Origin of the sequence: Sphingomonas sp. PL-96 (genome assembly GCF_020707215.1) — a bacterium.
GTDB lineage: Bacteria > Pseudomonadota > Alphaproteobacteria > Sphingomonadales > Sphingomonadaceae > Sphingomonas.
Genome location: NZ_JAJFET010000008.1, coordinates 60,090 through 82,628, shown reverse-complemented (window position 1 = coordinate 82,628; position 22,539 = coordinate 60,090). Strand labels below are relative to the sequence as shown.

The window sequence follows — 22,539 nt, the reverse complement described above, 5'->3', positions numbered from 1 at the left end:
GTCAGCGCAATATCGTTACGCCAACGAAAAAACCATTAACCTCGTTTGACAAGAATTGGGGCCGGTCCGGCCCCGGTCGCGGTGACCGGGGCCGGACCGGATCACGCCTTGGCAGGCGCCTTGGCGCGACCGCCCTTCTTGGGCTTGCGCGGTGCGGCCGGGGTGATCTCGAAGGAGAGCGCACCCTCCTTGAGCTTCACCGACACCTCGCCGCCGTGGACGAGCTTGCCGAACAGCAGTTCCTCGGCAAGCGGCTGCTTGATCTTCTCCTGGATCAGGCGACCCATTGGCCGCGCGCCATAGAGCTTGTCGTAGCCGCGCTCGGTGAGCCACGCCTTGGCCGCGTCGTCCAGGTGGATGTGGACGTTGCGGTCGGCGAGCTGGAGTTCGAGCTGGAGGATGAACTTCTCCACCACGCGCTCGACCACCTCGGTCGGCAGGTATCCGAACGGCACGATCGCATCGAGGCGGTTGCGGAATTCCGGGGTGAAGAGCTTCTTCACCGCTTCTTCCTGCACGTCCTCGCGGCTGATCTGGCCGAAGCCGATCGACTCCTTGGCCATGTCCGACGCACCGGCGTTGGTCGTCATGATCAGGATGGTGTTCCTGAAATCGACGGTCTTGCCGTGGTGGTCGGTCAGCTTGCCGTTGTCCATCACCTGCAACAGGATGTTGAACAGGTCCGGATGCGCCTTTTCGATTTCGTCGAGCAGCAGCACCGAATGCGGATTCTGGTCGACCGAGTCGGTCAGGAGCCCGCCCTGGTCATAGCCGACATAGCCCGGAGGGGCGCCGATCAGCCGGCTCACCGAATGGCGCTCCATATATTCGGACATGTCGAACCGCTGGAGCGGGATGCCCAGGATCTCGGCAAGCTGGCGCGCAACCTCGGTCTTGCCGACGCCCGTGGGGCCGGAGAACAGATAGTTGCCGATCGGCTTGTCGGGATCGCGCAGGCCCGCACGGCTGAGCTTGATCGCCGAGGACAGCACCTCGATCGCCGCATCCTGCCCGAACACGACCCGCTTGAGATCGGTGTCCAGGTTGGCGAGCACGCGCGTGTCGTCGGTCGAGACCGACTTCGGCGGAATGCGTGCCATGGTGGCGATCACCGCCTCCACTTCACGGGTGGTGATGGTCTTCTTGCGCTTGTTCGGCGCCACCAGCATCTGCATCGCACCGACCTCGTCGATCACGTCGATCGCCTTGTCGGGCAGCTTGCGGTCGTTGATGTAGCGCGCCGACAGCTCCACCGCCGACTTGATCGCGTCAGGGGTATACTTCACCGAGTGGTGCCCCTCGAACGCGGTGCGCAGGCCCGTCAGGATCTTGATCGTGTCCTCGACCGATGGCTCGTTGACGTCGATCTTCTGGAACCGGCGCAGCAGCGCGCGATCCTTTTCGAAGTGGTTGCGGAACTCCTTGTAGGTCGTCGAGCCGATGCAGCGGATCGCGCCGCCCGACAGCGCCGGCTTCAGGAGGTTGGACGCGTCCATAGCCCCGCCCGACGTCGCGCCGGCGCCGATCACCGTGTGGATCTCGTCGATGAACAGGATCGCGTGCGGCAGCTTCTCGAGCTCGTTGACGACCTGCTTCAGCCGCTCCTCGAAGTCGCCGCGATAGCGGGTGCCGGCCAGCAGCGCACCCATGTCGAGCGAATAGATGACGGCGGGCAGCAGCACCTCCGGCACGTCGCCCTCGACGATCTTGCGCGCGAGACCCTCGGCGATGGCGGTCTTGCCGACGCCGGGATCGCCCACATAGAGCGGGTTGTTCTTGGAGCGGCGGCACAGGATCTGGACCGTGCGATCGACCTCGGCAGCACGGCCGATCAGCGGATCGACCTTGCCGTTCTTGGCCTTTTCGTTGAGGTCGACGCAGAACTGCTTCAGCGCGCTCTCGCCCTTGCCTTTGGGATCGGCCTTGGGCTTCTCCTCCTCGGCGCCCTTCACTTCGCGGGCCTCGGACGGCGCGCCGCCCTTGCCGACACCATGGCTGATAAAGCTGACCGCATCGAGCCTGCTCATGTCCTGCTGCTGGAGGAAGTAGACGGCGTAGCTTTCGCGTTCGGAGAACAGCGCAACGAGCACGTTGGCGCCGGTCACTTCGTCGCGGCCGGAGGACTGGACGTGCAGGATCGCGCGCTGAACGACGCGCTGGAAGCCCGACGTGGGCGAGGGATCCGTGGCCGAGTCGACCTTCAGCGCGTCGAGCTCGGTGTCGAGATACTGAGCGACGGTCGCCTTGAGTTCGCCTAGGTCGACGCCGCAGGCGCCCATGACTTTGGACGCATGCTCATCCTCGACCAGAGCAAAGAGCAGATGTTCGAGCGTGGCATATTCGTGCCGGCGAGTGGACGCAGCCTCGAGCGCCTTGTGCAGCGTGGTTTCGAGGGCGGAGGCAAAAGATGGCATCAGATGGGTACTCCAACCGGGCCGACGAGCATGCATCGGCCGTTTGCATCTATGTCGGAACGCAGGCGGCTCGCATCAAGCGGTGGCGCGCGCCGGCGTTCGAGAAACGTTCCCGTGACCGGCGCTTCGACAGTCACCTTCGGAAAAGCGCGTCGGCGCTGGCCCGGTGGGTGGTCGCACGCTCGGCATGGCTCCGGCACCGGGCGATCTCCGCCTCCAGCCCGGCAATGCGCGCGTGAAGCTCTGCGACGGACAGGGGATCCAGGTCCTCGCGTGCCAGCTGCGCCAGCAGGTCGTCCTTGCGACGCGGCAGAAAATCCTCGGCGTCCATGGGCACAGCGTTGACCCTCCTTTGCACGATGTCAATAACGCCGGGCAACGCGCGGGGGAGCGAAGGGAGCCACATGCCGATGAACCTTCCCGAGACGATGTCAAAGACCATGATCGCGATCGACCCGGAGGCGCCAGGCGGTCCGAACGTGCTGGTGCCGGTCGAACGCCCGATGCCGCAGCCGGGCGCGGGCGAGGTGTTGATCCATGTCCAGGCAGCGGGGGTGAACCGGCCGGACCTGCTCCAGCGCGCCGGAAATTACCCGCCGCCGCCCGGCGCGCCGTCGATCCCGGGGCTGGAAGTGGCGGGCACCGTCGCGGCCCTGGGCGAAGGCGTAGATTCGGCGCTGCTCGGCGCGCCTGTCTGTGCGCTGCTGGCCGGCGGCGGCTATGCCGAATATGCGGTGGCGCCCGCAGGCCAGTGCCTCCCGGTGCCCGAGGGTCTTTCGATGGCAGAGGCGGCGGCATTGCCGGAGACGCTGTTCACCGTGTGGACCAACTTGTTCGAGCGCGCCTATGTCCAGGCCGGCGATACGGTGCTGGTCCATGGCGGCACCAGCGGCATCGGCACCATGGCGATCAGCCTGTGCCGGCTGTTCGACATCGACGTGATCGTAACCGTCGGCTCGAACGACAAGGCGCAGGCCGCACTTGCGCACGGCGCCACCCACGCGATCAACTACAAGACCGAGGATTTCGTCGAGCGGGTGAAGGCGATCACCGGCGGCGCCGGGGTTGCGGCGGTGCTCGACATGGTGGGTGGCGACTATGTGCCGCGGAACCTTCAGTGCCTGGCCGAGGACGGGCGCCACGTCTCCATCGCGGTGCAGCGCGGGGCGGAGGCGACGATCCCGATCTGGCAGGTGATGCGCCGCCGGTTGACGCTCACCGGATCGACGCTGCGCCCGCGCGATGCCGAGTTCAAGTCGCTGGTCGCGCAGGAGATCGCGCGGCTGGTGTGGCCGCACGTCGCCGAAGGGAGGCTGCGCCCGCTGATGGACCGCAGCTTCCCCCTCGCCGAGGCAGCCGAGGCACACCGCCGGATGGAAGCGGGTGACCATGTCGGCAAGATCGTGCTGACGATGGGAGAGTAGGCTGGCGGCCCCTTCGACCGCTCTCACTCCAACGGCATCTGACCGTTCGTCCTGAGTAGCCACTGAGCCTGTCGAAGACCCGTATCGAAGGACCGGCGGCGGTGCTTCGATACGGCTCCTCGACAGGCTCAGCCCCTACTCAGCACGAACGGGACCATGGGGTGTCGGCCCCTTACAGCCGCGTCACCGCATAATGTTCCTGCAACGCGGCCACCACCGCATCGCTGTGGGTGGCGTCGCGCGCCTCGAACATCACCTCCAGCCGCGCCGCCTGGACGCTGGGCGAGGTGAAGAGCCGGTGGTGCGACACCTCGATGATGTTCGCACCGGCAGCGCCGATCCGCGTCGAGATCTCGCCCAGCACGCCCGGCCGGTCCGGAATGTCGAGGATCAGTCGCATCAGCCGCCCGTCGCGGACCATCACCCGCTGGAGCACGTTGGCGAGCGCGCGATTGTCGATGTTGGCGCCGCACACCGGCACGCCGACCTTCTTGCCCCGGAACAGCTCGGGATAGGTGAGCAGTGCCGCGACGGCAGTCGCACCTGCACCCTCGGCGACGATCTTGGCTTCCTCGGCCAGCAGCGCGATCGCGCTTTCGATCGCCCGCTCGGGTACGGTGAGCACCTGCTTGACCAGCTGCCGTACGATCTCGAGCGGCTTGCGGCCGACATCGCGCACCGCAATGCCCTCCGCCACCGTCGCACCGCCCACGCTGACCGGCGTCCCGGCAAGTTCCTGCGCCATGGCCGCATAGCTCTCGACCTCGACGCCATAGGTCTCGATCGGGTGCGCGGCGCCTTGCGCCGCCAGCGCCGCGCCGGCGACCAGTCCGCCGCCGCCGACCGGCACGACCAGGGTGTCGAGCCCTGCCACGTCCTCGATCAGCTCGAGCGCAAGCGTGCCCTGGCCCGCGATCACCGCATCGTCGTCATAGGGGTGGACGAACACCAGGCCCTCGCTGGTCGCCAGATGCTGCGCATGCGCTGCTGCCTCGGCCAGCGTCGTGCCGTGCAGCACCACCTCCGCCCCCCAACGTGCGGTGCGGGTGACCTTGGTGGAAGGGGTAAAGGCGGGCATCACGATCACCGCGCGAATGCCGAGGAGCGATGCGTGGCGCGCGACCGCCTGGGCATGGTTGCCGGCAGACATGGCGACGACCCCGGCCAGGCGCTCCTCCGGCGACAGCAGCGCCAGGCGGTTGGCGGCGCCGCGCTCCTTGAACGCGCCGGTGACCTGCAGCGTGTCCAGCTTCAGCCAGACGTCCGCGCCGGTAATCCGGCTAATCGCATCGCTGTGCACCACGGGGGTGCGGATGACCTTGCCGGTGATCCGGGTAGCGGCTGCGTGGACGTCTTGGGAAGTAAGCACGTTGGCCCTCTTGGTTGGTGCCTCGTCGACGGCGCGGTGCGCCGCGCGTGCCTACAACCATCAAAGGCGTCCCGGGACAAGGAAAAGCGCCCGGTGCTCGACTCCCGTACTATCAGGCGGACACCGCACCAGAATCGGGAGGAGGACTGGCTCGGGTTCCTGGGCTTGCGGCAGAACATCGCCTTTGGTGCTGCGCTGGTTCTGACGGTGGTGATTGGCCGGGTGTCCGCCAAGCTCACACTCGGCCGCTAAATGAAAAGATGCTTCGTGCGTGGCAAGAACGATGCGAATCAAAGAGAAGCTGTTTCGGGCTGCGGAAAACGGGATGTTCTTATCTGCCTGTTAACGCCCCGGTGATGTGATCGCGGCATGGGAGGGACCGACGAGACCGCGCGCCTTGACGCGCTGCGACAGCTCAGGTTGCTCGATACGTCGCCCAGCGAAAGTTTTGATCGGATCACTCGCATGGCGAGTCAGATCTTTGGCTTGCCGATCGCGGCGGTGTCGCTCACCGATCAGGATCGGCAATGGTTCAAGTCTCGGGTCGGCGTAGAGCACCAGTCGATCCCGCGCGACGGGGCGCCATGCGCGCACGTCGCTGTGGAACAGGGATTGTTGGTGATCGAAGATCTTCACGCTGATTCCTGTTACGCAGACAGCGTGCTTGCGAGCACCGGCGCCCGTTTCTACGCGGGTGCCCCGCTGATTACGCGTGAGGGACATGGGCTGGGTGCATTGTGCGTGATCGGCGTCGAACCGCGGACCGTCACGGATGCGGAGAAGGCAGCGCTGCGCGACCTGGCCGCAATGGTCATGGTGCAGATCGAGTTGCAGCACGCCATCGGCCGGGTCGATCCGGTGAGCGACATGGCCAATCGCAACCAGTTCCTGGACGACCTCGCCGATCTCGGGCGGGACGTTCGCGGTCAACAGCGTTTTGCCGTCCTGATCGACCTCGCGCGCCCTGATCAGGTCGAAAGCATTGTGCGGGTGCTCGGGTTCGACCATCTCGACAGGCTGGTGCGGGCCGCCGGCCGGCTGGTGCGCAAACAGCTGAAGCGCAGCCAGCTTTATCATGTCGCGACCACGCAGTTCGCCTTCATCCTGCCGGACGGCTTCAGCGAGCAGCAATGTGTCGCCCTGCTTACCGGGCGGTTACACGAACTTCGTGCCACCAGCACGGAACGCTTCGTGACGACCTCCGTCATAGGGGTGACGCCGTTCACCACGGGGGAGACCGCGCCGCTGGACGTGCTGCGCACCTTGCAGGGTGCGGCCCAGGATGCGCGCCTTCTGGAGGGCGGCGTAAGCGTGTACTCCTGTTGTGCCGACGATGCGCACCAGCGCCGCTTTCGCCTGCTGCGTGATTTCGCCGCGGCTCTGGACTGCCCCGATGGCCAGCTTCGCATCGTCGTCCAGCCGCGCGTCGCGCTGGCGGACGACCGGTGCATCGCCGCCGAAGCACTGCTGCGGTGGCACCACCCGGAACTGGGCGAGATCTCGCCCGGTGAGTTCGTGCCGATCATCGAGCAGTCGGCGGCGGCACGCGGGCTCACCGAGTGGGTGTTGGAGGAAGCGCTTCGCCAACTTGCCGAGTGGCAGCGCCTTGGCATCGCCGTGCCGCTGTCGATCAACGTGTCCGCGAGCAATCTGGAGGAAGGTGGCTTTGCCGACCGCGTGGTCGCGGCGTTGCACCGCCACGACGTCGCGCCGGCGATGATCGAATTGGAAGTGACGGAAAGCGCCGCGATGAAGCACGCCGGGCGTGCGCTGGAGCAGCTGCGCAAGCTCCAGGCGGCCGGAATCCAGCTTGCCATTGACGACTTCGGCACGGGCTACAGCAGCCTTGCCTATCTCCAGATGCTGCCGGTGGCCGTCATCAAGATCGACCGCAGCTTCATCAGCGGCATGGAGGCAGGGGAGCGGGGCCTTGCACTGGTCCAGTCGATGGTCGTGCTCAGCCATGCGTTCAACTGCCGCGTCGTGGCCGAAGGGATCGAAACCGGGGGTGCTGCGGCGCTGCTGCGGGCGATGGGGTGCGACGAGGCCCAGGGCTATTACTTCAGTCCCCCGCTGCCCGTCGGCGACTTCCCCGGCTGGCTTGCGCTCAGCGCGCAGCCGGCAGCGGCCTGATCGAAGTTCTTCCTGGGGAAAGCAGCGCCTGCATAGCGCTTTACAGGCAGGGCCGCTTGCCTCCCCCGGCTTCGCGCACTAAGTCTGTTCCGGATACGGCCACCCCGCGAGGGGTGGCCCTTGTTGTTTCTGGAGAACTGCCGTGGCCCAGCCGTTGATGCCGCATGCGACCGCTTCCTGGCTGGTCGACAACACCTCGCTGTCGTTCGAGCAGATCGCCGACTTCTGCGGGCTGCATATTCTCGAAGTGCAGGCGATCGCCGATGATACCGCCGCGACCAAGCTTACCGGCCGCGACCCCGTCCGCGCGCATGAGCTGACGCAGGACGAGATCGACAAGGGCCAGGCCGATCCGAACTATCGCCTGAAGATCCAGAAGGGGCCTGAGCAGGTCCGCCGCACCAAGGGCCCGCGCTACACCCCGGTGTCGAAGCGCCAGGACAAGCCGGACGGCATCGCCTGGATCATCCGCAACCATCCGGAAATCTCGGACGGTGCAATCGGCAAGCTGATCGGCACCACCCGCACCACGATCGCCGCGATCCGTGACCGCAGCCACTGGAACATCGGCAACATCACGCCCAAGGATCCGGTGACGCTGGGCCTGTGCTCGCAGCGGGAGCTCGACGCACTGGTGACCAAAGCTGCCAAGGCGGCCGGCATGGAAGCGCCGACCGACACGCGTCTGGAGGGCGACCGCGAAGCGCTGCTCGAGCAGCTGCGCAACGAGCGCCAGCAGGCCGCGCGCGACGCCGAGGCACTGGCGAACGGCGAAACCGCGCAGCCAACCCCGGCGTTCATCGATCCCTTCAAGCGCTGATTGCTGGAGCGTCCGTCCCGGAAGCGGGGCGGGCGCTCGCAGGGCGGCGCGGTCGTCGCTTCTGCAAACCCGCAAAGCCGGTTAGCCTCTCCCCGTCCGTAATCCGGGAGAGCTGGCATGACTGACCTTCGCGAGCGCGCCGTCGCGCTCTACGACGCCTTCACCCACGAACACCGCGACCGCCGCGCCTTTATGCGCGAGATGGTGGCGCTGACCGGTTCCGCCGTCGCGGCCGAGGCGCTGGTGGCGGCGATCGCCGCCTCGCCCGCTGCCGCACAGCAGGTGAAGGCCGACGACCCTCGGCTGCGCACCGGAACGGCAAAGGGCGTGGAGGCGGGCAAGCCTGCCTCCGCCTATTTCGCCGCGCCGCGGGACGCCGGTGGGCGCAAGCTCGGCACCGTGCTGGTGATCCACGAAAACCGCGGACTGACGGAGCACATCCGTGACGTTGCGCGGCGCGTGGCGCTTGCCGGCTTTCGCGCGGTCGTCCCCGATCTGCTGGCGCCGCAGGGCGGCACGCCTGCCGACGAGGATCGCGCCCGGGACATGATCGCGGCAATCGACATGGACCTGGCGCTCGCCCAGGCGCAGGCGGCACTTGCGCGAGCGGCGCGCCAGCGCAGCGGCTCGGGCAAGGTGGGCGTTGTCGGCTTCTGCTGGGGCGGGGCGTTCGTGAACCGGCTGGCGGTTGCGGCCGGGCCAGCATTGAACGCCGGCGTCGCCTATTACGGCCCCGCGCCGGATCCGTCGGAAGCGTCGCGAGTGCAGGCGCCGCTGCTGCTGCACTATGCTGGCAGGGACGCTCGTGTGAACGCGACCGGGCTGCCGTGGGCAAAGGCGCTGCAGGCCGCGGGCAAGCAGGTCGAGGCGCATGTCTATCCGGACGTCGATCACGCCTTCAACAACGACACCTCGAAAGAGCGCTATAATCCCACCGCCGCCAAGCTGGCGTGGGACCGCACCATCGCCTTTCTGCACGCGCGGCTTGACGCCTAAGCCAGCATTGCTCCCACTCTGTTCTTCGACGGCGCGAAACGATCGATGGCGGAAGACCTGAGCTTACACCAACCCCTGTCGCGTGGCCGGATCGCCCGCCGGATGCTGGAGGAGGCGCTGGCGCAGCGCCCCTTCATCGCCGGCGACCGGTTCACCGCGGCCGATCTCCATGTGGGTTCGCGGGTGATGTGGGGCGTGCAGTTCGGGACCCTGCCCGGCGGGACGCCTTCCACCACTATGCCGAACCGCCGGTACAGTGGCGCGCCTAGGCTCGCGCGTCCCAGGCGGATGACGCGCTGATCGCAGAAGCGGCTTCCGTCTGACGCAGCGGGTCAGCGGGGTGCTGCGGTGCTCCGCTGGTCCAGCAACGTGCAACGCTGGGGAAGGACGGCGAGCACGGCATCGCGCCCCTCCGCCGTCATGGCCGTCCAGCCCGCGATCTCCTCGCGCGTGCGGCCGCAGCCGAAGCACCAGCCCGTGTCGAGGTCGAGCGTGCAGACCAGCACGCACGGGCTCTCGATCCCGACCGGCGGGACATAGTCGATGGCGTCGTCCACGAAAGGCCGGGTCAGACGGTCAGCCGCACGTCCAGGAACGCGGGGATGGGGCCGTTCCAGCCGCCATCGTCCTGCGTGGTTTCCGGCTCGCGACGGCGGCGCGGTTCCTCCTGCCGCGGGGCGCGCTCTTCGCGAGCACGGCGGGGCTCCTCGGCACGCGGCGCGCGTTCCTCGCCGCGCGGTGCACGCTCCTCCGACCGTGCCGTACGCTCCTCGCCACGCGGGGCACGCTCGCCGCGGACGCGACGATCGCGCGAGCGTTCCGGCCGCGGTGCCTGCTCCTCGGCCGCCGGCTCCGACTCGGCAGCGGGGGCGGCGCCGCCCAGGTCGAACACTTCGATCTTCTGCCCGGTCAGCTTTTCGATGTTGGCGATGTTTTCGGCATCATCGGCGGTGACAAAGGTATAGGCCGTGCCGGTGGCGCCGCCGCGGCCGGTGCGGCCGATGCGGTGGACATAATCGTCCGGATGCCAGGGCGCGTCATAGTTGAAGACGTGACTCACGCCCTTCACGTCCAACCCACGTGCGGCGACGTCGGATGCGACCAGGATGTTGACGTCACCGTTCTTGAACCGGTCCAGCTCGGCGATGCGTGCGGACTGGTCCATGTCGCCATGGATCTCGGCCGAGCGGAAGCCGGCGCGCTGCAGGCTCTTGTTGAGCTCACGCACCGTCGTCTTGCGGTTCGAGAAGACGATCGCGGTGCGAACCTCGTCGCCCGACAGCAGGCGGCGCAACACGTCGCGCTTCTTGGCCGAGGTGACATGCACCACGCGCTGCGTGATGTTGAGGTTGGTGGACGCCGGCCGCGAGACTTCGATCGTCTTGGGGTTCTCGAGGAACTTGTCCGCGAGCTTCTTGATCGGCGGCGGCATGGTGGCCGAAAACAGCAGCGTCTGGCGCTGCTTGGGCAGCTTGGTGCAGATTTCCTCGATGTCGGGGATGAACCCCATGTCGAGCATGCGATCCGCTTCGTCAATCACCAGCAAGTTGCAGCCGGTGAGCAGGATCTTGCCACGCCCGAACAGGTCCATCAGCCGGCCCGGCGTCGCGATCAGCACGTCGACCCCTTTTTCGAGCGCCGCAAGCTGGTCGCCCATCGACACGCCGCCGATCAGCAACGCCATCGACAGCTTGTGCCCGGCGCCGTATTTTTCGAAATTCTCGGCGACCTGGGCAGCAAGTTCGCGGGTCGGCTCCAGGATCAGCGAGCGCGGCATGCGCGCGCGGCTGCGACCCTGGGCGAGAATGTCGATCATCGGCAGCACGAACGCGGCCGTCTTGCCGGTCCCCGTCTGGGCGATGCCGATCAGGTCGCGCATCATCAGCACGGAGGGGATTGCACTCGCCTGGATCGGAGTCGGCTCCGTATAGCCAGCCTCTGTTACGGCGTGCAGCAGTTCATCGGAAAGACCGAGATCGGCAAAGTTCATGAGGTTTCCGGAAAGCGATGCCGATATGGCACCGGAATACCCTATCGCGCCTTGCGGATTTCGGCCGAAATGTCAAGCAAAACGCGGGTTAGCGGCTCGGCACCAGCATCCGGAACGAAGAGATGCGGCATCGACCGCCCGAACGCGACCGGATCGAGTCGCGGGATGCGCACACCATCCCGTCGGGTGTGCGTTTCATGTAGAAGCCCGAGTAGAAGTCGAGCGTCGGGCAATCGTCCTCCAGCCGGGCACGCAGCCGCTTGCCGCCGGCGAGCATCAGGTCGACGCTGTCGGGCCGGGTGATCGACACCGCCGCCAAGCTTGCGACCGGCACGCAGCGTTCGGTGCGCTTCTCCACCCAGGTGATCGCCGGCAGGGCACGCGAACTGGCAACCGGGTTCACGTCCATCCGCGGCACGCGCACGATGATACGCTGGATCCGCACTTCGCTGTGCACCATTTCCCCCTGGGGGGGGGACACGCGCTGCTGCGCCCCGGCCATGGGGGCGCAAAGGGTCAGCAGCAGAAGCGCGGATACAGGCTTCGGTACGGGCATCGGCTCCCTTCTCGACTCCGGGGTTTTAACCGGTGATGAACTGGCGGCAAGCCTCCCGACGCTGTAGCGCGAGCCGATGACCTCCCCGACCCATCTGATCGACGCCGTCCGCGCGACGCTGGGCGAGCGCAGCCTGACGACGGACCCGGATCGGATCGCGCCGTTCCTCACCGACTGGCGCGGACGGTTCCATGGCGCGGCGCTTGCGATGCTGCTGCCTTCGTCCACCCAGGAAGTTTCGACCATGGTCCGGCTGGCGGCCGAGCACCGCGTGCCGCTGGTGCCGCAGGGTGGGAACACGTCCATGGTCGGCGGGGCCACGCCGCCCCGCGACGGCACGGCGCTGATCCTTTCGACTCGCCGGCTGGACCGGGTCCGCAGCCTGGACCCGGCAGCGGGACTGGCCGTGGCCGAGGCCGGGGTGATCCTGCAGGCGCTGCACGAGCGGGCGGGGGAGGCGGGCTGCCGTTTCCCGCTGACGCTGGGTTCGCGCGGCAGTGCCACGATCGGTGGGCTGGTCTCCACCAACGCCGGGGGGACGCAGGTGCTGCGCTGGGGCACGATGCGGCGGCTGGTGGCGGGCGTCGAGGCGGTGCTGCCCGACGGCAGCATCCATGACGGACTGACCCCGCTGCCCAAGGACAACCGCGGCTATGACCTCGACCAGCTGCTGATCGGTGCGGAGGGGACGCTGGGCATCGTCACGGCGGCGACGCTGCGACTGGCGCCCGCAATCCACAGCCGCGCGGTGGCCTGGGCCGGCATTGCCGATCCGGAAGCGGGGCTCAGCCTCCTGCGCCGCATGCAAGGGGCATCCGATGCGATCGAGAGCTTTGAGATCATCCCGGGCGACACGCTGGAGCGCGTGCTGCAGTATTTGCCGGACGCGCGTGCACCGCTGGGCGGCGTGCACCCGTGGCACCTGTTGATCGAAGCCGTGGCCGCCGGCCCGGAGGTGGAAGCACCCGACGCCCTGCTGGCGGCACTGCTCGGCGATGCGCTGGACGCAGGGCTGGTCGAGGATGCGGTGATCACTGCCTCCGAGGCGCAGGCGGAGGCATTCTGGCGGTTGCGCGACTCGCTGTCCGCGGCCGAGCGTGCGGCAGGCCCGGCCGTGCAGCACGACATCTCCGTGCCCGTCGATCGCATGCCGCGCTTCATGGTGGAGGCGGCGGCGGCAGCGCAGGCGCGGTTCCCCGGCACCCATGCGCTGGCCTTTGGCCACCTGGGCGACGGCAACGTCCACTTCCACGTTCGTGCGCCTACTGGCGCAGATCCGTCGCGCTGGATCGCGGAGGAGGCACCTGGGGTCACAGCGTTCGTCCACGACCTGGTGGTTGCCGCCGGCGGGTCGATCTCTGCCGAGCATGGCATTGGCCAGATGAAGCGTGATGAACTGGCGCGACTGGGGCCGCCGGCACGACTGGCGGCGCTCGCCGCGATCAAGCGGGGGCTCGATCCCATGAACCTGTTCAATCCCGGCAAGCTGGTGACGCTTGCGCGCGTCGACGGGGCGAAATAGACGCGCAAGCTGGGTTCCAGGAGATCAAGAATGGCCACGGCGCCGAAGAACAACGGGCTTCCTCTGTTTTACAACCAGCTCGAGCCGCTTTCGAGCCAGCAGCACGCCAACTACAAGATCCGCGTTGCGGATCGCGCGCCGTTCCTGGTCAACGAGCATGCCGTGCCGGTCACGGTGGAAGAATTCCCGCTGGTGCAGCGTCGCATGCCGATCGTCTTCTCGGTGGGCGAAGATCCCGTGCCGCTCGCGCTGATGGGCCTGAACGAAGGCGTGAACACCTTTATCGACGCCGACGGCCGCCTGATCGATCCGGAAGTGTACGTCCCGGCCTATGTGCGCCGCTATCCGTACATGCTCGCGCGCCTGCGTCCGGACAGCGAAGACCTGTCGCTCTGCTTCGACCCGACTGCCGACACCATCGGTGCGTTCGAGGATGGCGAGCCGCTGTTCGATGGCACCGAGCCGAGCGAAACGACCAAGCAGATCCTGCAGTTCAACGAGCAGTTCGAGCAGGCCGGCCAGCGCACCGCGATGTTCGTGAAGGAGGTCAAGGATCTCGGCCTGCTGATCGACGGCGAAGTCTCGATCCAGCCGGATGGCGCGGCCCAGCCCTTCATCTACCGCGGCTTCCAGATGGTCGACGAAAAGAAGCTCAACGAGCTTCGCGGCGACCAACTGCGCAAGATCCAGCAGAACGGCATGCTGCCGCTGCTCTATGCGCACATCTTCTCGCTCTCGCTGATGCGCGACCTGTTCGCGCGTCAGGTGCGGGCCGGGATCACTCTGGCGCAGCCGACCGCCTGATCCGGTGCCAGCGGGGGTGACTGGCTCCCGCTGACCGTTCCAGACTCAGCGTGAAACGCCGTCCGCCCATTACCGGCGGGCGGCGTTTCGTCGTGCGCGACGTGCAAGTTGCCGCAAGTCTCGGGAAAACCTTGAACCTTTGCCCCCGCCGTCTATATTTCCGGTACGCGGTCTCGTGTTCCCCCCTTTCGCGGGATCGTGTGACACGCTTTCAGCGTGTCTCCTCCCTGAACCTAGGCCACCTCGTGCTTTGCGCACGGGGTGGTTTTTTTATGGGCTATTCGGCGGCGAGCGCCGTGGGGGTGACCGTTTCGACGACAGCCGCGATCATGCGCGACAGCATGGCTGCAAGCGGCGCCAGTCCGGGACCGATCCCGGTCAGGGTGGGGTCCAGGTACAGGCTGCGATCGAACTCGATCTGGATGGCGTGGACGTTGCGGTTTGGGGCGCCATGGGTGGCCACGACATGCCCGCCAGCATAGGGCTGGTTGCGCACCACGCGCAGCCCGGACTCGCGTGCGGCATTCTCCAGCGCCGTCACCAGCGGGCGTGCGGCCGAGTGGCCGTGACGGTCGCCCAGCACAAGCTGCGCGGGGGCAACACCCGGCAGGGTCGGCATCGAATGGATGTCGAGCAGGATCGCGATTCCGAACCGTGCGCGAGCGGCCGCCAGCGCAGCCGCAACTGCCGCGTGGTAGGGCCGGTGATGGGCGACGATCCGCGCGGACACCTCCTCAGCGGTCAGCTTCCGCTTCCAGACGTCTCCTGCGGCGCCTGCGCGGCGCGGCACCAGCCCAAGGCCGCTGCGCAGCCGCAGCGACGCCTGGGGCTGCGCCATCGGATCGGCGCCCGCGTCGATGCGAGGATCGCGCTCATGCTCGCCGCGATTGAGGTCAATCCAGGCGCGCGCGAGCGTGGCGACGAACAGCGTGTGCGGTCCGCGCGCTGCGATCGCAAGCTGGTCCACCAGCCGATCCTCCAGCGGCATCAGCGCTGCGACCGGCAGCCGGAGCAGCTCCTGCATCGCCTCCGGGTAGATGCGCCCGGCGTGTGGCGCGGAAAGCACGACCGGAGTCACCGGCGCTTCCAGGCCATGGCGGTCAAAGGGTTGGGGCAGGGGCGTCACCCGCGCGATGCTAGGACGTGCGACGAACAGCCGCAACGTGCTGGAAAAGCGGCAGGGGTTCGCCCATAGACGCGAGCGCTCGCATTAGGGGTAAGCATGTACAGGATTCTGTTGGCTGAGGACGACCAGGTGATGCGCGAATATCTTGCGCGCGCGCTGGAGCGCTCGGGCTATCGGGTGGTCGCGGTCGACAGGGGTACGGCAGCGCTACCGCTGCTGGAGAACGACCAGTTCGACCTGCTCCTCACCGACGTGGTCATGCCGGAAATGGACGGCATCGAACTGGCCCAGCACGCCCAGGAGATCGCACCCGACATGCGGGTGATGTTCATCACCGGCTTTGCGGCGGTGACGCTGAAGGCAGGCAAGGCGGTGCCCCAGGCGCGCGTGCTGTCCAAGCCGTTCCACCTGCGCGACCTGGTCCGCGAAGTCGATCAGCTGTTTGCAGAGGAGAGCGTCCCCTCGCACAGCTGACGAAACTTTTTTCGGAAAGGTCGCTTTCGGTGCTTGCGCTCCCAGGCGCTCCCCGTTAGAGGCCGCACTCCCGGAGGGCGTGTAGCTCAGTGGTAGAGCACTGTGTTGACATCGCAGGGGTCGCAAGTTCAATCCTTGCCACGCCCACCACTCGAAAGCCTCGGAAATCTACGGATTTCCGGGGCTTTTGTCATTCTGTGACCGGTCCTTGAAAAGTCGCTTTCGCCGCTCCTGACACAAACTTGTCACAGGAGACGATGGTGGCGACTATAAGGAAGCGGGCGGCCGGCTGGTCCGTCCAGGTCCGTCGGAAGGGGTACGAGCCGGAGTACCGTACCTTTACATCAAGGGACGCGGCGGAGCGTTGGGCCCGCGAACGAGAATCGCTGATCGACCAGGGTCAACAGCCGGTAAGCCATCGCGCTTTGCGGCGTCAGACGATGGGAGACCTGATACGCCGCTACCTAGCCGAGATAACCCCATCCAAGCTTAGCGCGGAAACTGAGCGGTTCAGGCTGACCAAGATACTGAGGGCGGGGATTTGCGATCTCGCTCTTGCTGACCTGAGTTCCGCCCCATTTGCGGCTTATAGAGATAAGCGGGCAAAGGAGGCGAGGCCCGGCACCGTAGCTCGCGAGCTATCGCTGCTCCATAACGTCATAGAAATCGCCCGGCTGGAATGGGGCGTTGGCCTGGCAGGCAATCCCGTGGCTCAGGTACGGCGTCTCCCTGTCAAGAACGCGCGCAACCGGCGACTCCAGCATGGAGAGTTGGAGCGGCTTGTAGAGGCGGTTGCCAAGAGCCGTAACGAGCTTATCCGCCCTGCCGTTATGCTGGCGATTGAGACCGGTCTGCGACGGGGTGAACTGCTGAACCTTACGTGGGCTGAAATCGACCTCGAAAGACGGGTAGCTCACATCCCGCGCACGAAGACAGGGTACGCCCGGACCGTACCTCTCACCGACTCGGCGGTGGCATTGTTAAGGTCGCTTCGGCGATCCGACGCGAAGGTACTGCCCATGTCCGCTATGTCGTTGAAGCTGGCTTGGAACCGTCTCCGTGTTAGAGCCGGTATGCCAGACCTCCATTTTCACGATCTGCGCCATGAAGCCATTTCTCGCTTTGCTGAGCTGGGGCTTAGCACCGTCGAGCTTGCCGCCATATCGGGTCATCGGGACCTGCGGATGCTTGCCCGCTACACGCATATCCAGCCATCCACGCTTGCTCGGAAACTGGCCGGGCGATCATGGGAGCAGGAGGTGGGGCAACCGTGAGCTTCGTGGCGGAAGAAAGGGAATTCAGTTCCATCATCCTTTCCAACCAACGCTGCGCCACGGAAATCCGCGAGGTTGAATAGGTAGAAGGGATAAGCTTAAGTTTAAAAGAGTACTGAATTAACAATTCAGGCTTCAGAAGTTAACCCTAAAACAGTACGCGATTAAACATATACCAAATATAGATTAACTTTCTCTGTATCCGCGTGTTGACAATGCCTGCGGTGCGCGCCATTTGGCGCGTATCGCTGGCTTACTGAAAAGTAGGCACTCCGTTCTATAGATGGATTGATGAAATGCATACTTTAATATTTCACCTGAGAAATCCAGTTAACTCTCTCAAGGTGAATGTATGTCTGCATCTGAAAAGGAATCCTTTGTAGAGGTATCCTTTAACCTGCTTCTTAATGACCTAACCTCATTTGGAAATCAGGTATCTGACTCTGAGAAGGCTTCTCTAAAGAGCCTTCAAGAGGTGTTTTTTGATGGACTCTCTGGAATCCTTCCTCCCTCATTTTATCTGAATTCTCTTCCTCCGGGGTCGGGTAAAACCCAAGCTATCTCTTCCTTCGTAAGGGTTTGGAAGGAGAGGGGTTTCCAACCTTCTGGTGGAATCCTCATTGGTTTGAAGACCAAGGATGAGATTGAGGGGATGGTAGCGCGGCTAGGGCTTGCCCGCGAGGATTTCGCCTGTCTGACCCGCGACGATGCGGTAAATGCTTTCGGTCGCGTCGACTTGGACAACGCGCCGGTCCTGCTGACGACGCAGCAAATGCTGATCCGACGAACAGCCGATCGGCGCTTTGCTGTGGCTAGCGATTTCTACTTCGAAGGGCGGCCTAGGGGGCTCCGGATTTGGGATGAGGCATTTTCCCTTGCCGAAGCCATCTCCTTCAATCTGTATATGATGCAAAAGCTTCCGGGAGCATTGTATCTCGGCTTTGATACCGTTGCCGACGATATCGCGGCGCTAGCGCGCAAGATGGACGCCGCAGAACCTGGCAGCGCGATGCTCGTACCTGCATCTCTGCGGAGTGGCCTGGGGCAGGTCCTTGCTGCCATGCAGACCGGGAGTATCGATCTTGCAGGTGAGGATGCGGCTATCGTCCAAGCGTTGCGTGCAGCCGCAGGCAGGGAGCTTGTTGTGCGAGCTGTTGGCGGAAAACAAAACCGCGCGCTTGTAGGGTCTACGCGGCCACTGCCAGCCGATTTTGCGCCACTGGTTATCACGGATGCGTCCGCGCGTGTACGTGCAACCTACGGCATCATGGAGAAGGTGCAGAAGAACGTCGTGCGCCTACCTTCTAGTGAAACCAACTATCAAAATCTGCACATCCATCTTTGGCTGCAATCATGCGGAAAAGACGTTTTGAGGGACACCAACCAGAGTCGGGCGATCTACCGACAGGTTGCAAAGCAAATGGCGGAAGGCGAGGGACCCTGGCTCGTTGTGTCTAGTAAGGCATCGAGAAAGGTCGACGTAGAAGCGGCCGTAAAGGATGCCACCGGAGACCGCATTCCATTTAACTTCGTGCATTGGGGGCGGCATCACGGCATCAACGACTACAAGCACGTCAAGAACATGATTGTGATTGGATCATTCTTCTACCCTGATGAGTCCTACGGTGCGATCGGTATGGCAGCCGCTGGGGTGCCAGTCGCAGAAGTTCCGGCGCTCGACACAAGGGCAATTCGGGAGGGTGAATTCAAGCATAACATGCTGCAAGCGATCCTCCGTGGTAATGCGCGGAACAGCGTCAATGGCGTTGCGGGAGAGTGCAACGTATACATCGTAGCTAGCCCAAAGAATAATGCGGAGCGCCTTCTTGCTGAAACCTTCCCAGGTGCGCAAATCAGCAAATGGGGTCCAGACAAGGAAAAGGTGCCGGCTGGGCATGCGGGTGCGGTTATCGCTGCGCTAAAGAAGCTGTTTCTAGCGGGCGTAGAAGAAGTGCGTAAGAAGCAAGTCTATGAAGCTGCCGGTATGGACGGCAATGAATTCCGAAGGCAGCTGACAAAACCTACGGTACAATCGTATATGTTGTCAGCTCAGCTAGTATCTGAGGGGCAGCGCATTAGGCGACGTAGCAATTCGTAAGAACGCCTATGGCTAAAGCGAACAGGTCGTGTGAGCTTTCCCGAATATTGGGTGTTTGGCTAAGAAGGCATGCCTTAGCAGCTTCGGCTATAACTCTAAGACATCGATGTTCCTGCAATCGGCGTGGAGGCTGCGAACCGGCGGGCGCGGGGTTATGGAAAAGGGCGGGGCGTGCCTTGCTATTGATGATGACACGGGCGCTGCCCGCGCGCATACGAAAACGGCGAGCTTGCACGGCATCCAACGACACCGGCGCCCGCGCCGCTCTAATGCATCAATAAATGCCCGCTGGATCACTCCATGCGGCAACAGAGCCCAGCACCACCACCAGGGCTAACGGGCCTGTAGCGGCCTAATATAGGCGGAATTTCGCACCTTGGATCACCGGTACCGCCTGCTGACACCCTGTAGGGGATTGTGCGATCCGAACCCGGTGCCGCCGTCGCCCGGCCTCGAAGGTATTTAAGCCGCCCAGTACCACCGCATAAAAATACAAACTAAGAGACTGCCAGCATCCTAAGTCTCAATCACCGCTCTGATACGGCTGTACCACTCTTGAGCCTGCAATCGGGCAGCCTTGTATGTCTCTGACGTGGCCATAGCGCCCGACGGATCATTCAAGAATGACAGTTTCAGAGTAGGGTTGGTGGTATCGCGGGTGAATATGTTGAGGGTTACAGCCCGCACCCGGTTTTCGGTTCTCCTTGTGCCGCTTAGACCACCCACAATGAGGCCAGCAGGGCCAGCGATCAAACCTCCGACCAGCGCTCCACCAAGCTGACTACCGCGATCGGTCTTCTGTATAGTCGCCCCGTCCTCTTCAATTTCGACGCCTACTAGCGTATCGAAGTCGCGAAGCATCAGCGCTCCCGATGCCTGAATCGCCAGCCGCCGGCTACTCTTGTCGATCGCAATCAGCGTGCCGGCACCACACCATTCAAGCGCATCCGGCTGGAAGTTCAAGGAGGCCAGCTTCTTGCGGAATGCCTTTGTCGCATCGGACTGCATCCACGTTAACAGCGCGCCAGCCGTCGCCAGCGCTACGACAATTCCTATAGCGATAGCGGCAACGCCAGGTCCGAGAAGGCGACCAACTACATAGACTGCGCCAATCAGGGGCAGGGCTGCGGCTGCAATGAGCATCGCTAAGCAACCGAACGTCCAGCCGCCTGGCTTAACCGGCACTGGTCGGTGCCGTATCTCCGCGCCCTCTGGTGATGAACATTTGAACCCTTTTCGGTCTAGGAGGTCCTGGAAAGTGGCTGCGGACGCAGTGTCGCGTTCAGCAACAAGCGCGCCGTCTTCATTGACCGCGCCCTTCCCGGATGCCGCCAACCACGACCTACCCCTCTCGGAAGTGGGGACGAAAGTTTGTACGCCACCGGTAAGAGACACAACAAAGTCGGTATCCGGCAGACCAGCCACCCCGCGCCCGCCTACTGCGCGCAACTCAGTTTGCCGCTAAGCTTACCATCGAGCCAAAAGTCATCCACAATCGCGCAGTGCGTAGTCGCCTCGACGGCCCGGCGCATCTTGTCGCGCAATTGGATGCTGACGCCTGGGCCGAACACGCCCCCAAGCGCCACCTTCACCGTGTCGTCCTTGTAAACGAGCACCCGGTACTTCCGTCCTTCCACTTCTGTTTTGTACCGCCCCACGATTGGCGGGCCGGCATCGGATGGGCTCGCCAGCATCAACAGCGCTCCACCGACCCATATGCCTGCACCGAACCGCTTCATTCCATTCCCCCCTTAATAGACCGGGAGCACTTCACACGGTTTTTGTGTAGACGGCAAGCGGTCGCACAGCCTCCCGGATGACGAGCAAGGAGTCACCGGCTGGTAAAGGGATCGCCAACCCTCGGTATCGGGACTTGGTGGGGCAACTAGTCGCCGCTCGGAAAAGTATGGGCTTGTCGCAGGCCGCATTGGCAGCCTTGCTCAATCGGCATCAGCAGTTTGTCTCCCGATACGAAACGGGAGAGAGGCGGCTGGACGTGGTCGAGTTCGTAGACGTTGCACGCGCCTTAGGCTGCGACCCCGCACAGATGATAGAGCCGCTCGTATCGTAGGTTTGTGCCCGAGGCGGGTGTCTGAGTTTGCGATGCGTCGCCCGCATTCTCCGCACCGCTGAACGGTGTGTCACTGATCCGGCGTGCGCTCCCGTCCCGTCTGCCGTGTCGTCCTAGTTATTCTCCTGTGGCCAGACTGGGCGTTTGAGTTCCTTCCCGGAAAACATGTCGCGAAAGAGAGCAAGCCGCTCAGCTAGGAACGTTCGCATCGCATCCCTGTCTTCGGCAGAAATTGTTGTGTCTCCCGTGCCGGGGTCCAAGGCGTCTAGGTACAGTTCTAGACCCCTTAGCGTCCCCGCAACGGCGACTAGATGACGGGCTAGGGAGCGAGGTCCTTGGTCGTCCAGCTCGTATACCGGGAAGCGATCAATTTCGTTAGCGACACTTTTCATAGTCGATATCGCAAACCTGAGAGAAAGCGATGTCGGAAGAAAGTTTTCGGATGTGTAGTGGTAGCTTTCAACAACCTCAAACCCATTAGACAGCAACCTTGCTGCTGCCATTCTTAGCTGCTTTTTACGTCTCCACATTGGTGCAAAAGCCGTAAAATAGGTTAGTAGCAGCGCAAGCATGGCGCCTAAAAACTGCGCCCAGCCTGACAGGCTCTCATGCGTTTCTAGCCATCGAACGATTTCGGGCACTTGGTCAATCCTAAGGAGGTCGCCTCCTTTATGTATGGTTTACATCGGCGGGCCAGCAAAGAGGGACTTAGCTCATAACTTGTACCTGTTGAGCTATGTGCGCTTACAAGCCTCTTCCTGGCTCAAAAGATACGTTGACTCATTGTCATCCTGGCTCATTATGAAGTGGCACCTTCTGAGCGAGTCGAACTGATATGAGCCGTATCTGCTATTTACGTTGCTCCACCAGTGATCAAAGCGTGGAAGCGCAGCGGAAGGCTCTCAGTGGAAGCTTCGAAAAGGAATTCGCCGATGAGGGCGTCTCAGGTGCAACGCTGGCGCTTGACCGTCCCGGTTTCGCTGCCTTGCTCTCCTATGTCCGCGAAGGGGATGTCGTGTGCGTCGCCGCTATCGATCGATTGGGCAGGGATGCCCTCGATGTTCAGTCCACCGTCCGCAAGCTGATCGGCAAGGGAGTTACGGTGGATGTGCTTGGCCTAGGCCCTATCGGGAAGGGTGTGGGCGAGCTTATCGTCGCCGTTCTGGCGCAGATGGCGGATATGGAGCGAAACAGGATTAAGGAGCGCTGCGAAGCTGGCAGGGACGCTGCTCGCGCTGCGATAGCTGCTACAGGTCGGACCCATCGGGGCAAGACGAGCCTCGGTAGGCCCTATGCTGCCGATGCGGAAATGGTCGCTAAATGGCGAAGCAATTATAGCGCTAGCATTGCAGCCACCGCGACCGAGTTTGGCTTATCCGCTGCCACAGTGAAGCGGTATTGCGCCGCTAAGGTTCGATAGCTCCAGCTATGCCGATGGCTCTAGGCCTGCGGTGAAGGCCTTCTAGCA

General features: G+C 64.0%; 23 protein-coding genes and 1 tRNA gene. 14 read left to right on the top strand and 10 right to left on the bottom strand.

Translation table 11 applies throughout. The features are described 5' to 3' along the window. Nucleotides 1-101 precede the first annotated feature (101 nt). Together clpA and LK533_RS14205 are read right to left on the bottom strand one after the other, a co-directional pair. Nucleotides 102-2,414 (bottom strand): ATP-dependent Clp protease ATP-binding subunit ClpA, encoded by a 2,313-nt coding sequence (clpA, locus tag LK533_RS14210; RefSeq protein WP_229363735.1) that lies wholly within the window; start codon nt 2,412-2,414, stop codon nt 102-104. 133 nt (nt 2,415-2,547) lie between these two features. Next, nucleotides 2,548-2,745 carry a DUF1192 domain-containing protein gene (locus LK533_RS14205; protein ID WP_229363734.1) on the bottom strand — a complete coding sequence of 66 codons (198 nt, stop codon included), beginning with the start codon at nt 2,743-2,745 and terminating at the stop codon, nt 2,548-2,550. A gap of 73 nt (nt 2,746-2,818) precedes the next feature. On the opposite strand from LK533_RS14205, the gene LK533_RS14200 reads away from it, so the two are divergent. Next, the gene (locus LK533_RS14200; RefSeq protein WP_229363733.1) at nt 2,819-3,838 is read left to right on the top strand and encodes an NAD(P)H-quinone oxidoreductase; all 1,020 of its coding nucleotides are present in this window, start codon (nt 2,819-2,821) and stop codon (nt 3,836-3,838) included. A 172-nt stretch (nt 3,839-4,010) separates the two neighbouring features. Here the strand turns inward: LK533_RS14200 and LK533_RS14195 are convergent, their stop codons facing one another. Then, a complete protein-coding gene (locus tag LK533_RS14195) occupies nt 4,011-5,207 on the bottom strand; it encodes a threonine ammonia-lyase (protein WP_229363732.1) in 1,197 nt (398 codons plus the stop codon). 93 nt (nt 5,208-5,300) lie between these two features. On the opposite strand from LK533_RS14195, the gene LK533_RS14190 reads away from it, so the two are divergent. The 5 genes from LK533_RS14190 (at nt 5,301) to LK533_RS14170 (ending at nt 9,456) form a co-directional block, all read left to right on the top strand. Beyond that, entirely contained in the window at nt 5,301-5,459 is a 159-nt protein-coding gene (locus tag LK533_RS14190; protein WP_229363731.1) for a hypothetical protein, read from the top strand. Nucleotides 5,460-5,576: 117 nt separating this feature from the next. Then, the gene (locus LK533_RS14185; protein ID WP_229363730.1) at nt 5,577-7,340 is read left to right on the top strand and encodes a putative bifunctional diguanylate cyclase/phosphodiesterase; all 1,764 of its coding nucleotides are present in this window, start codon (nt 5,577-5,579) and stop codon (nt 7,338-7,340) included. A gap of 142 nt (nt 7,341-7,482) precedes the next feature. After that, nucleotides 7,483-8,160, top strand: coding sequence for a DUF1013 domain-containing protein (locus LK533_RS14180; RefSeq protein WP_229363729.1), 678 nt, complete (start codon nt 7,483-7,485; stop codon nt 8,158-8,160). 117 nt (nt 8,161-8,277) lie between these two features. Next, nucleotides 8,278-9,156: a dienelactone hydrolase family protein gene (locus tag LK533_RS14175; protein WP_229363728.1), complete on the top strand. Its 879-nt coding sequence runs from the start codon at nt 8,278-8,280 to the stop codon at nt 9,154-9,156. A 45-nt stretch (nt 9,157-9,201) separates the two neighbouring features. Then, nucleotides 9,202-9,456: a hypothetical protein gene (locus LK533_RS14170; RefSeq protein WP_229363727.1), complete on the top strand. Its 255-nt coding sequence runs from the start codon at nt 9,202-9,204 to the stop codon at nt 9,454-9,456. Nucleotides 9,457-9,488: 32 nt separating this feature from the next. Here LK533_RS14170 and LK533_RS14165 read toward each other — a convergent pair whose 3' ends face one another. The 3 genes from LK533_RS14165 to LK533_RS14155 form a co-directional block, all read right to left on the bottom strand. Further along, nucleotides 9,489-9,713 carry a DUF1289 domain-containing protein gene (locus LK533_RS14165; RefSeq protein WP_229363726.1) on the bottom strand — a complete coding sequence of 75 codons (225 nt, stop codon included), beginning with the start codon at nt 9,711-9,713 and terminating at the stop codon, nt 9,489-9,491. Between the two features lie 11 nt (nt 9,714-9,724). After that, nucleotides 9,725-11,146 carry a DEAD/DEAH box helicase gene (locus tag LK533_RS14160; protein ID WP_229363725.1) on the bottom strand — a complete coding sequence of 474 codons (1,422 nt, stop codon included), beginning with the start codon at nt 11,144-11,146 and terminating at the stop codon, nt 9,725-9,727. Between the two features lie 88 nt (nt 11,147-11,234). Further along, nucleotides 11,235-11,648 carry a hypothetical protein gene (locus tag LK533_RS14155; RefSeq protein ID WP_229363724.1) on the bottom strand — a complete coding sequence of 138 codons (414 nt, stop codon included), beginning with the start codon at nt 11,646-11,648 and terminating at the stop codon, nt 11,235-11,237. Between the two features lie 130 nt (nt 11,649-11,778). Between LK533_RS14155 and LK533_RS14150 the strand changes: the two genes are divergently transcribed. Both LK533_RS14150 and LK533_RS14145 read left to right on the top strand, forming a co-directional pair. Further along, entirely contained in the window at nt 11,779-13,224 is a 1,446-nt protein-coding gene (locus tag LK533_RS14150) for an FAD-binding oxidoreductase (protein ID WP_229363723.1), read from the top strand. A 30-nt stretch (nt 13,225-13,254) separates the two neighbouring features. Continuing rightward, entirely contained in the window at nt 13,255-14,028 is a 774-nt protein-coding gene (locus tag LK533_RS14145; RefSeq protein ID WP_229363722.1) for a SapC family protein, read from the top strand. A 277-nt stretch (nt 14,029-14,305) separates the two neighbouring features. Here LK533_RS14145 and LK533_RS14140 read toward each other — a convergent pair whose 3' ends face one another. Then, a complete protein-coding gene (locus LK533_RS14140; protein WP_229363721.1) occupies nt 14,306-15,154 on the bottom strand; it encodes an N-formylglutamate amidohydrolase in 849 nt (282 codons plus the stop codon). Between the two features lie 96 nt (nt 15,155-15,250). Between LK533_RS14140 and cpdR the strand changes: the two genes are divergently transcribed. The 4 genes from cpdR (at nt 15,251) to LK533_RS14120 (ending at nt 19,000) form a co-directional block, all read left to right on the top strand. Continuing rightward, entirely contained in the window at nt 15,251-15,628 is a 378-nt protein-coding gene (cpdR, locus tag LK533_RS14135; RefSeq protein ID WP_229363720.1) for a cell cycle two-component system response regulator CpdR, read from the top strand. A 75-nt stretch (nt 15,629-15,703) separates the two neighbouring features. Continuing rightward, nucleotides 15,704-15,778, top strand: a tRNA-Val gene (locus LK533_RS14130). 92 nt (nt 15,779-15,870) lie between these two features. Next, a complete protein-coding gene (locus tag LK533_RS14125) occupies nt 15,871-16,902 on the top strand; it encodes an integrase (protein ID WP_229363719.1) in 1,032 nt (343 codons plus the stop codon). Nucleotides 16,903-17,254: 352 nt separating this feature from the next. Then, entirely contained in the window at nt 17,255-19,000 is a 1,746-nt protein-coding gene (locus tag LK533_RS14120; protein WP_229363718.1) for a hypothetical protein, read from the top strand. A gap of 516 nt (nt 19,001-19,516) precedes the next feature. On the opposite strand, the gene LK533_RS14115 is transcribed toward LK533_RS14120, so the two are convergent. Together LK533_RS14115 and LK533_RS14110 are read right to left on the bottom strand one after the other, a co-directional pair. After that, nucleotides 19,517-20,143 (bottom strand): hypothetical protein, encoded by a 627-nt coding sequence (locus tag LK533_RS14115; RefSeq protein ID WP_229363717.1) that lies wholly within the window; start codon nt 20,141-20,143, stop codon nt 19,517-19,519. 293 nt (nt 20,144-20,436) lie between these two features. Then, complete coding sequence (locus LK533_RS14110; RefSeq protein ID WP_229363716.1) at nt 20,437-20,739, bottom strand: hypothetical protein; 303 nt, start codon at nt 20,737-20,739, stop codon at nt 20,437-20,439. Nucleotides 20,740-20,816: 77 nt separating this feature from the next. On the opposite strand from LK533_RS14110, the gene LK533_RS17860 reads away from it, so the two are divergent. Then, on the top strand, nt 20,817-21,071 hold the full coding sequence (locus LK533_RS17860) for a helix-turn-helix domain-containing protein (RefSeq protein ID WP_267495419.1): 255 nt from the start codon (nt 20,817-20,819) through the stop codon (nt 21,069-21,071). Nucleotides 21,072-21,184: 113 nt separating this feature from the next. Here the strand turns inward: LK533_RS17860 and LK533_RS14100 are convergent, their stop codons facing one another. Continuing rightward, on the bottom strand, nt 21,185-21,712 hold the full coding sequence (locus tag LK533_RS14100; protein WP_229363715.1) for a hypothetical protein: 528 nt from the start codon (nt 21,710-21,712) through the stop codon (nt 21,185-21,187). Between the two features lie 194 nt (nt 21,713-21,906). Between LK533_RS14100 and LK533_RS14095 the strand changes: the two genes are divergently transcribed. Further along, nucleotides 21,907-22,491, top strand: coding sequence for a recombinase family protein (locus LK533_RS14095; RefSeq protein WP_229363714.1), 585 nt, complete (start codon nt 21,907-21,909; stop codon nt 22,489-22,491). The last annotated feature ends 48 nt before the right edge of the window (nt 22,492-22,539 follow it).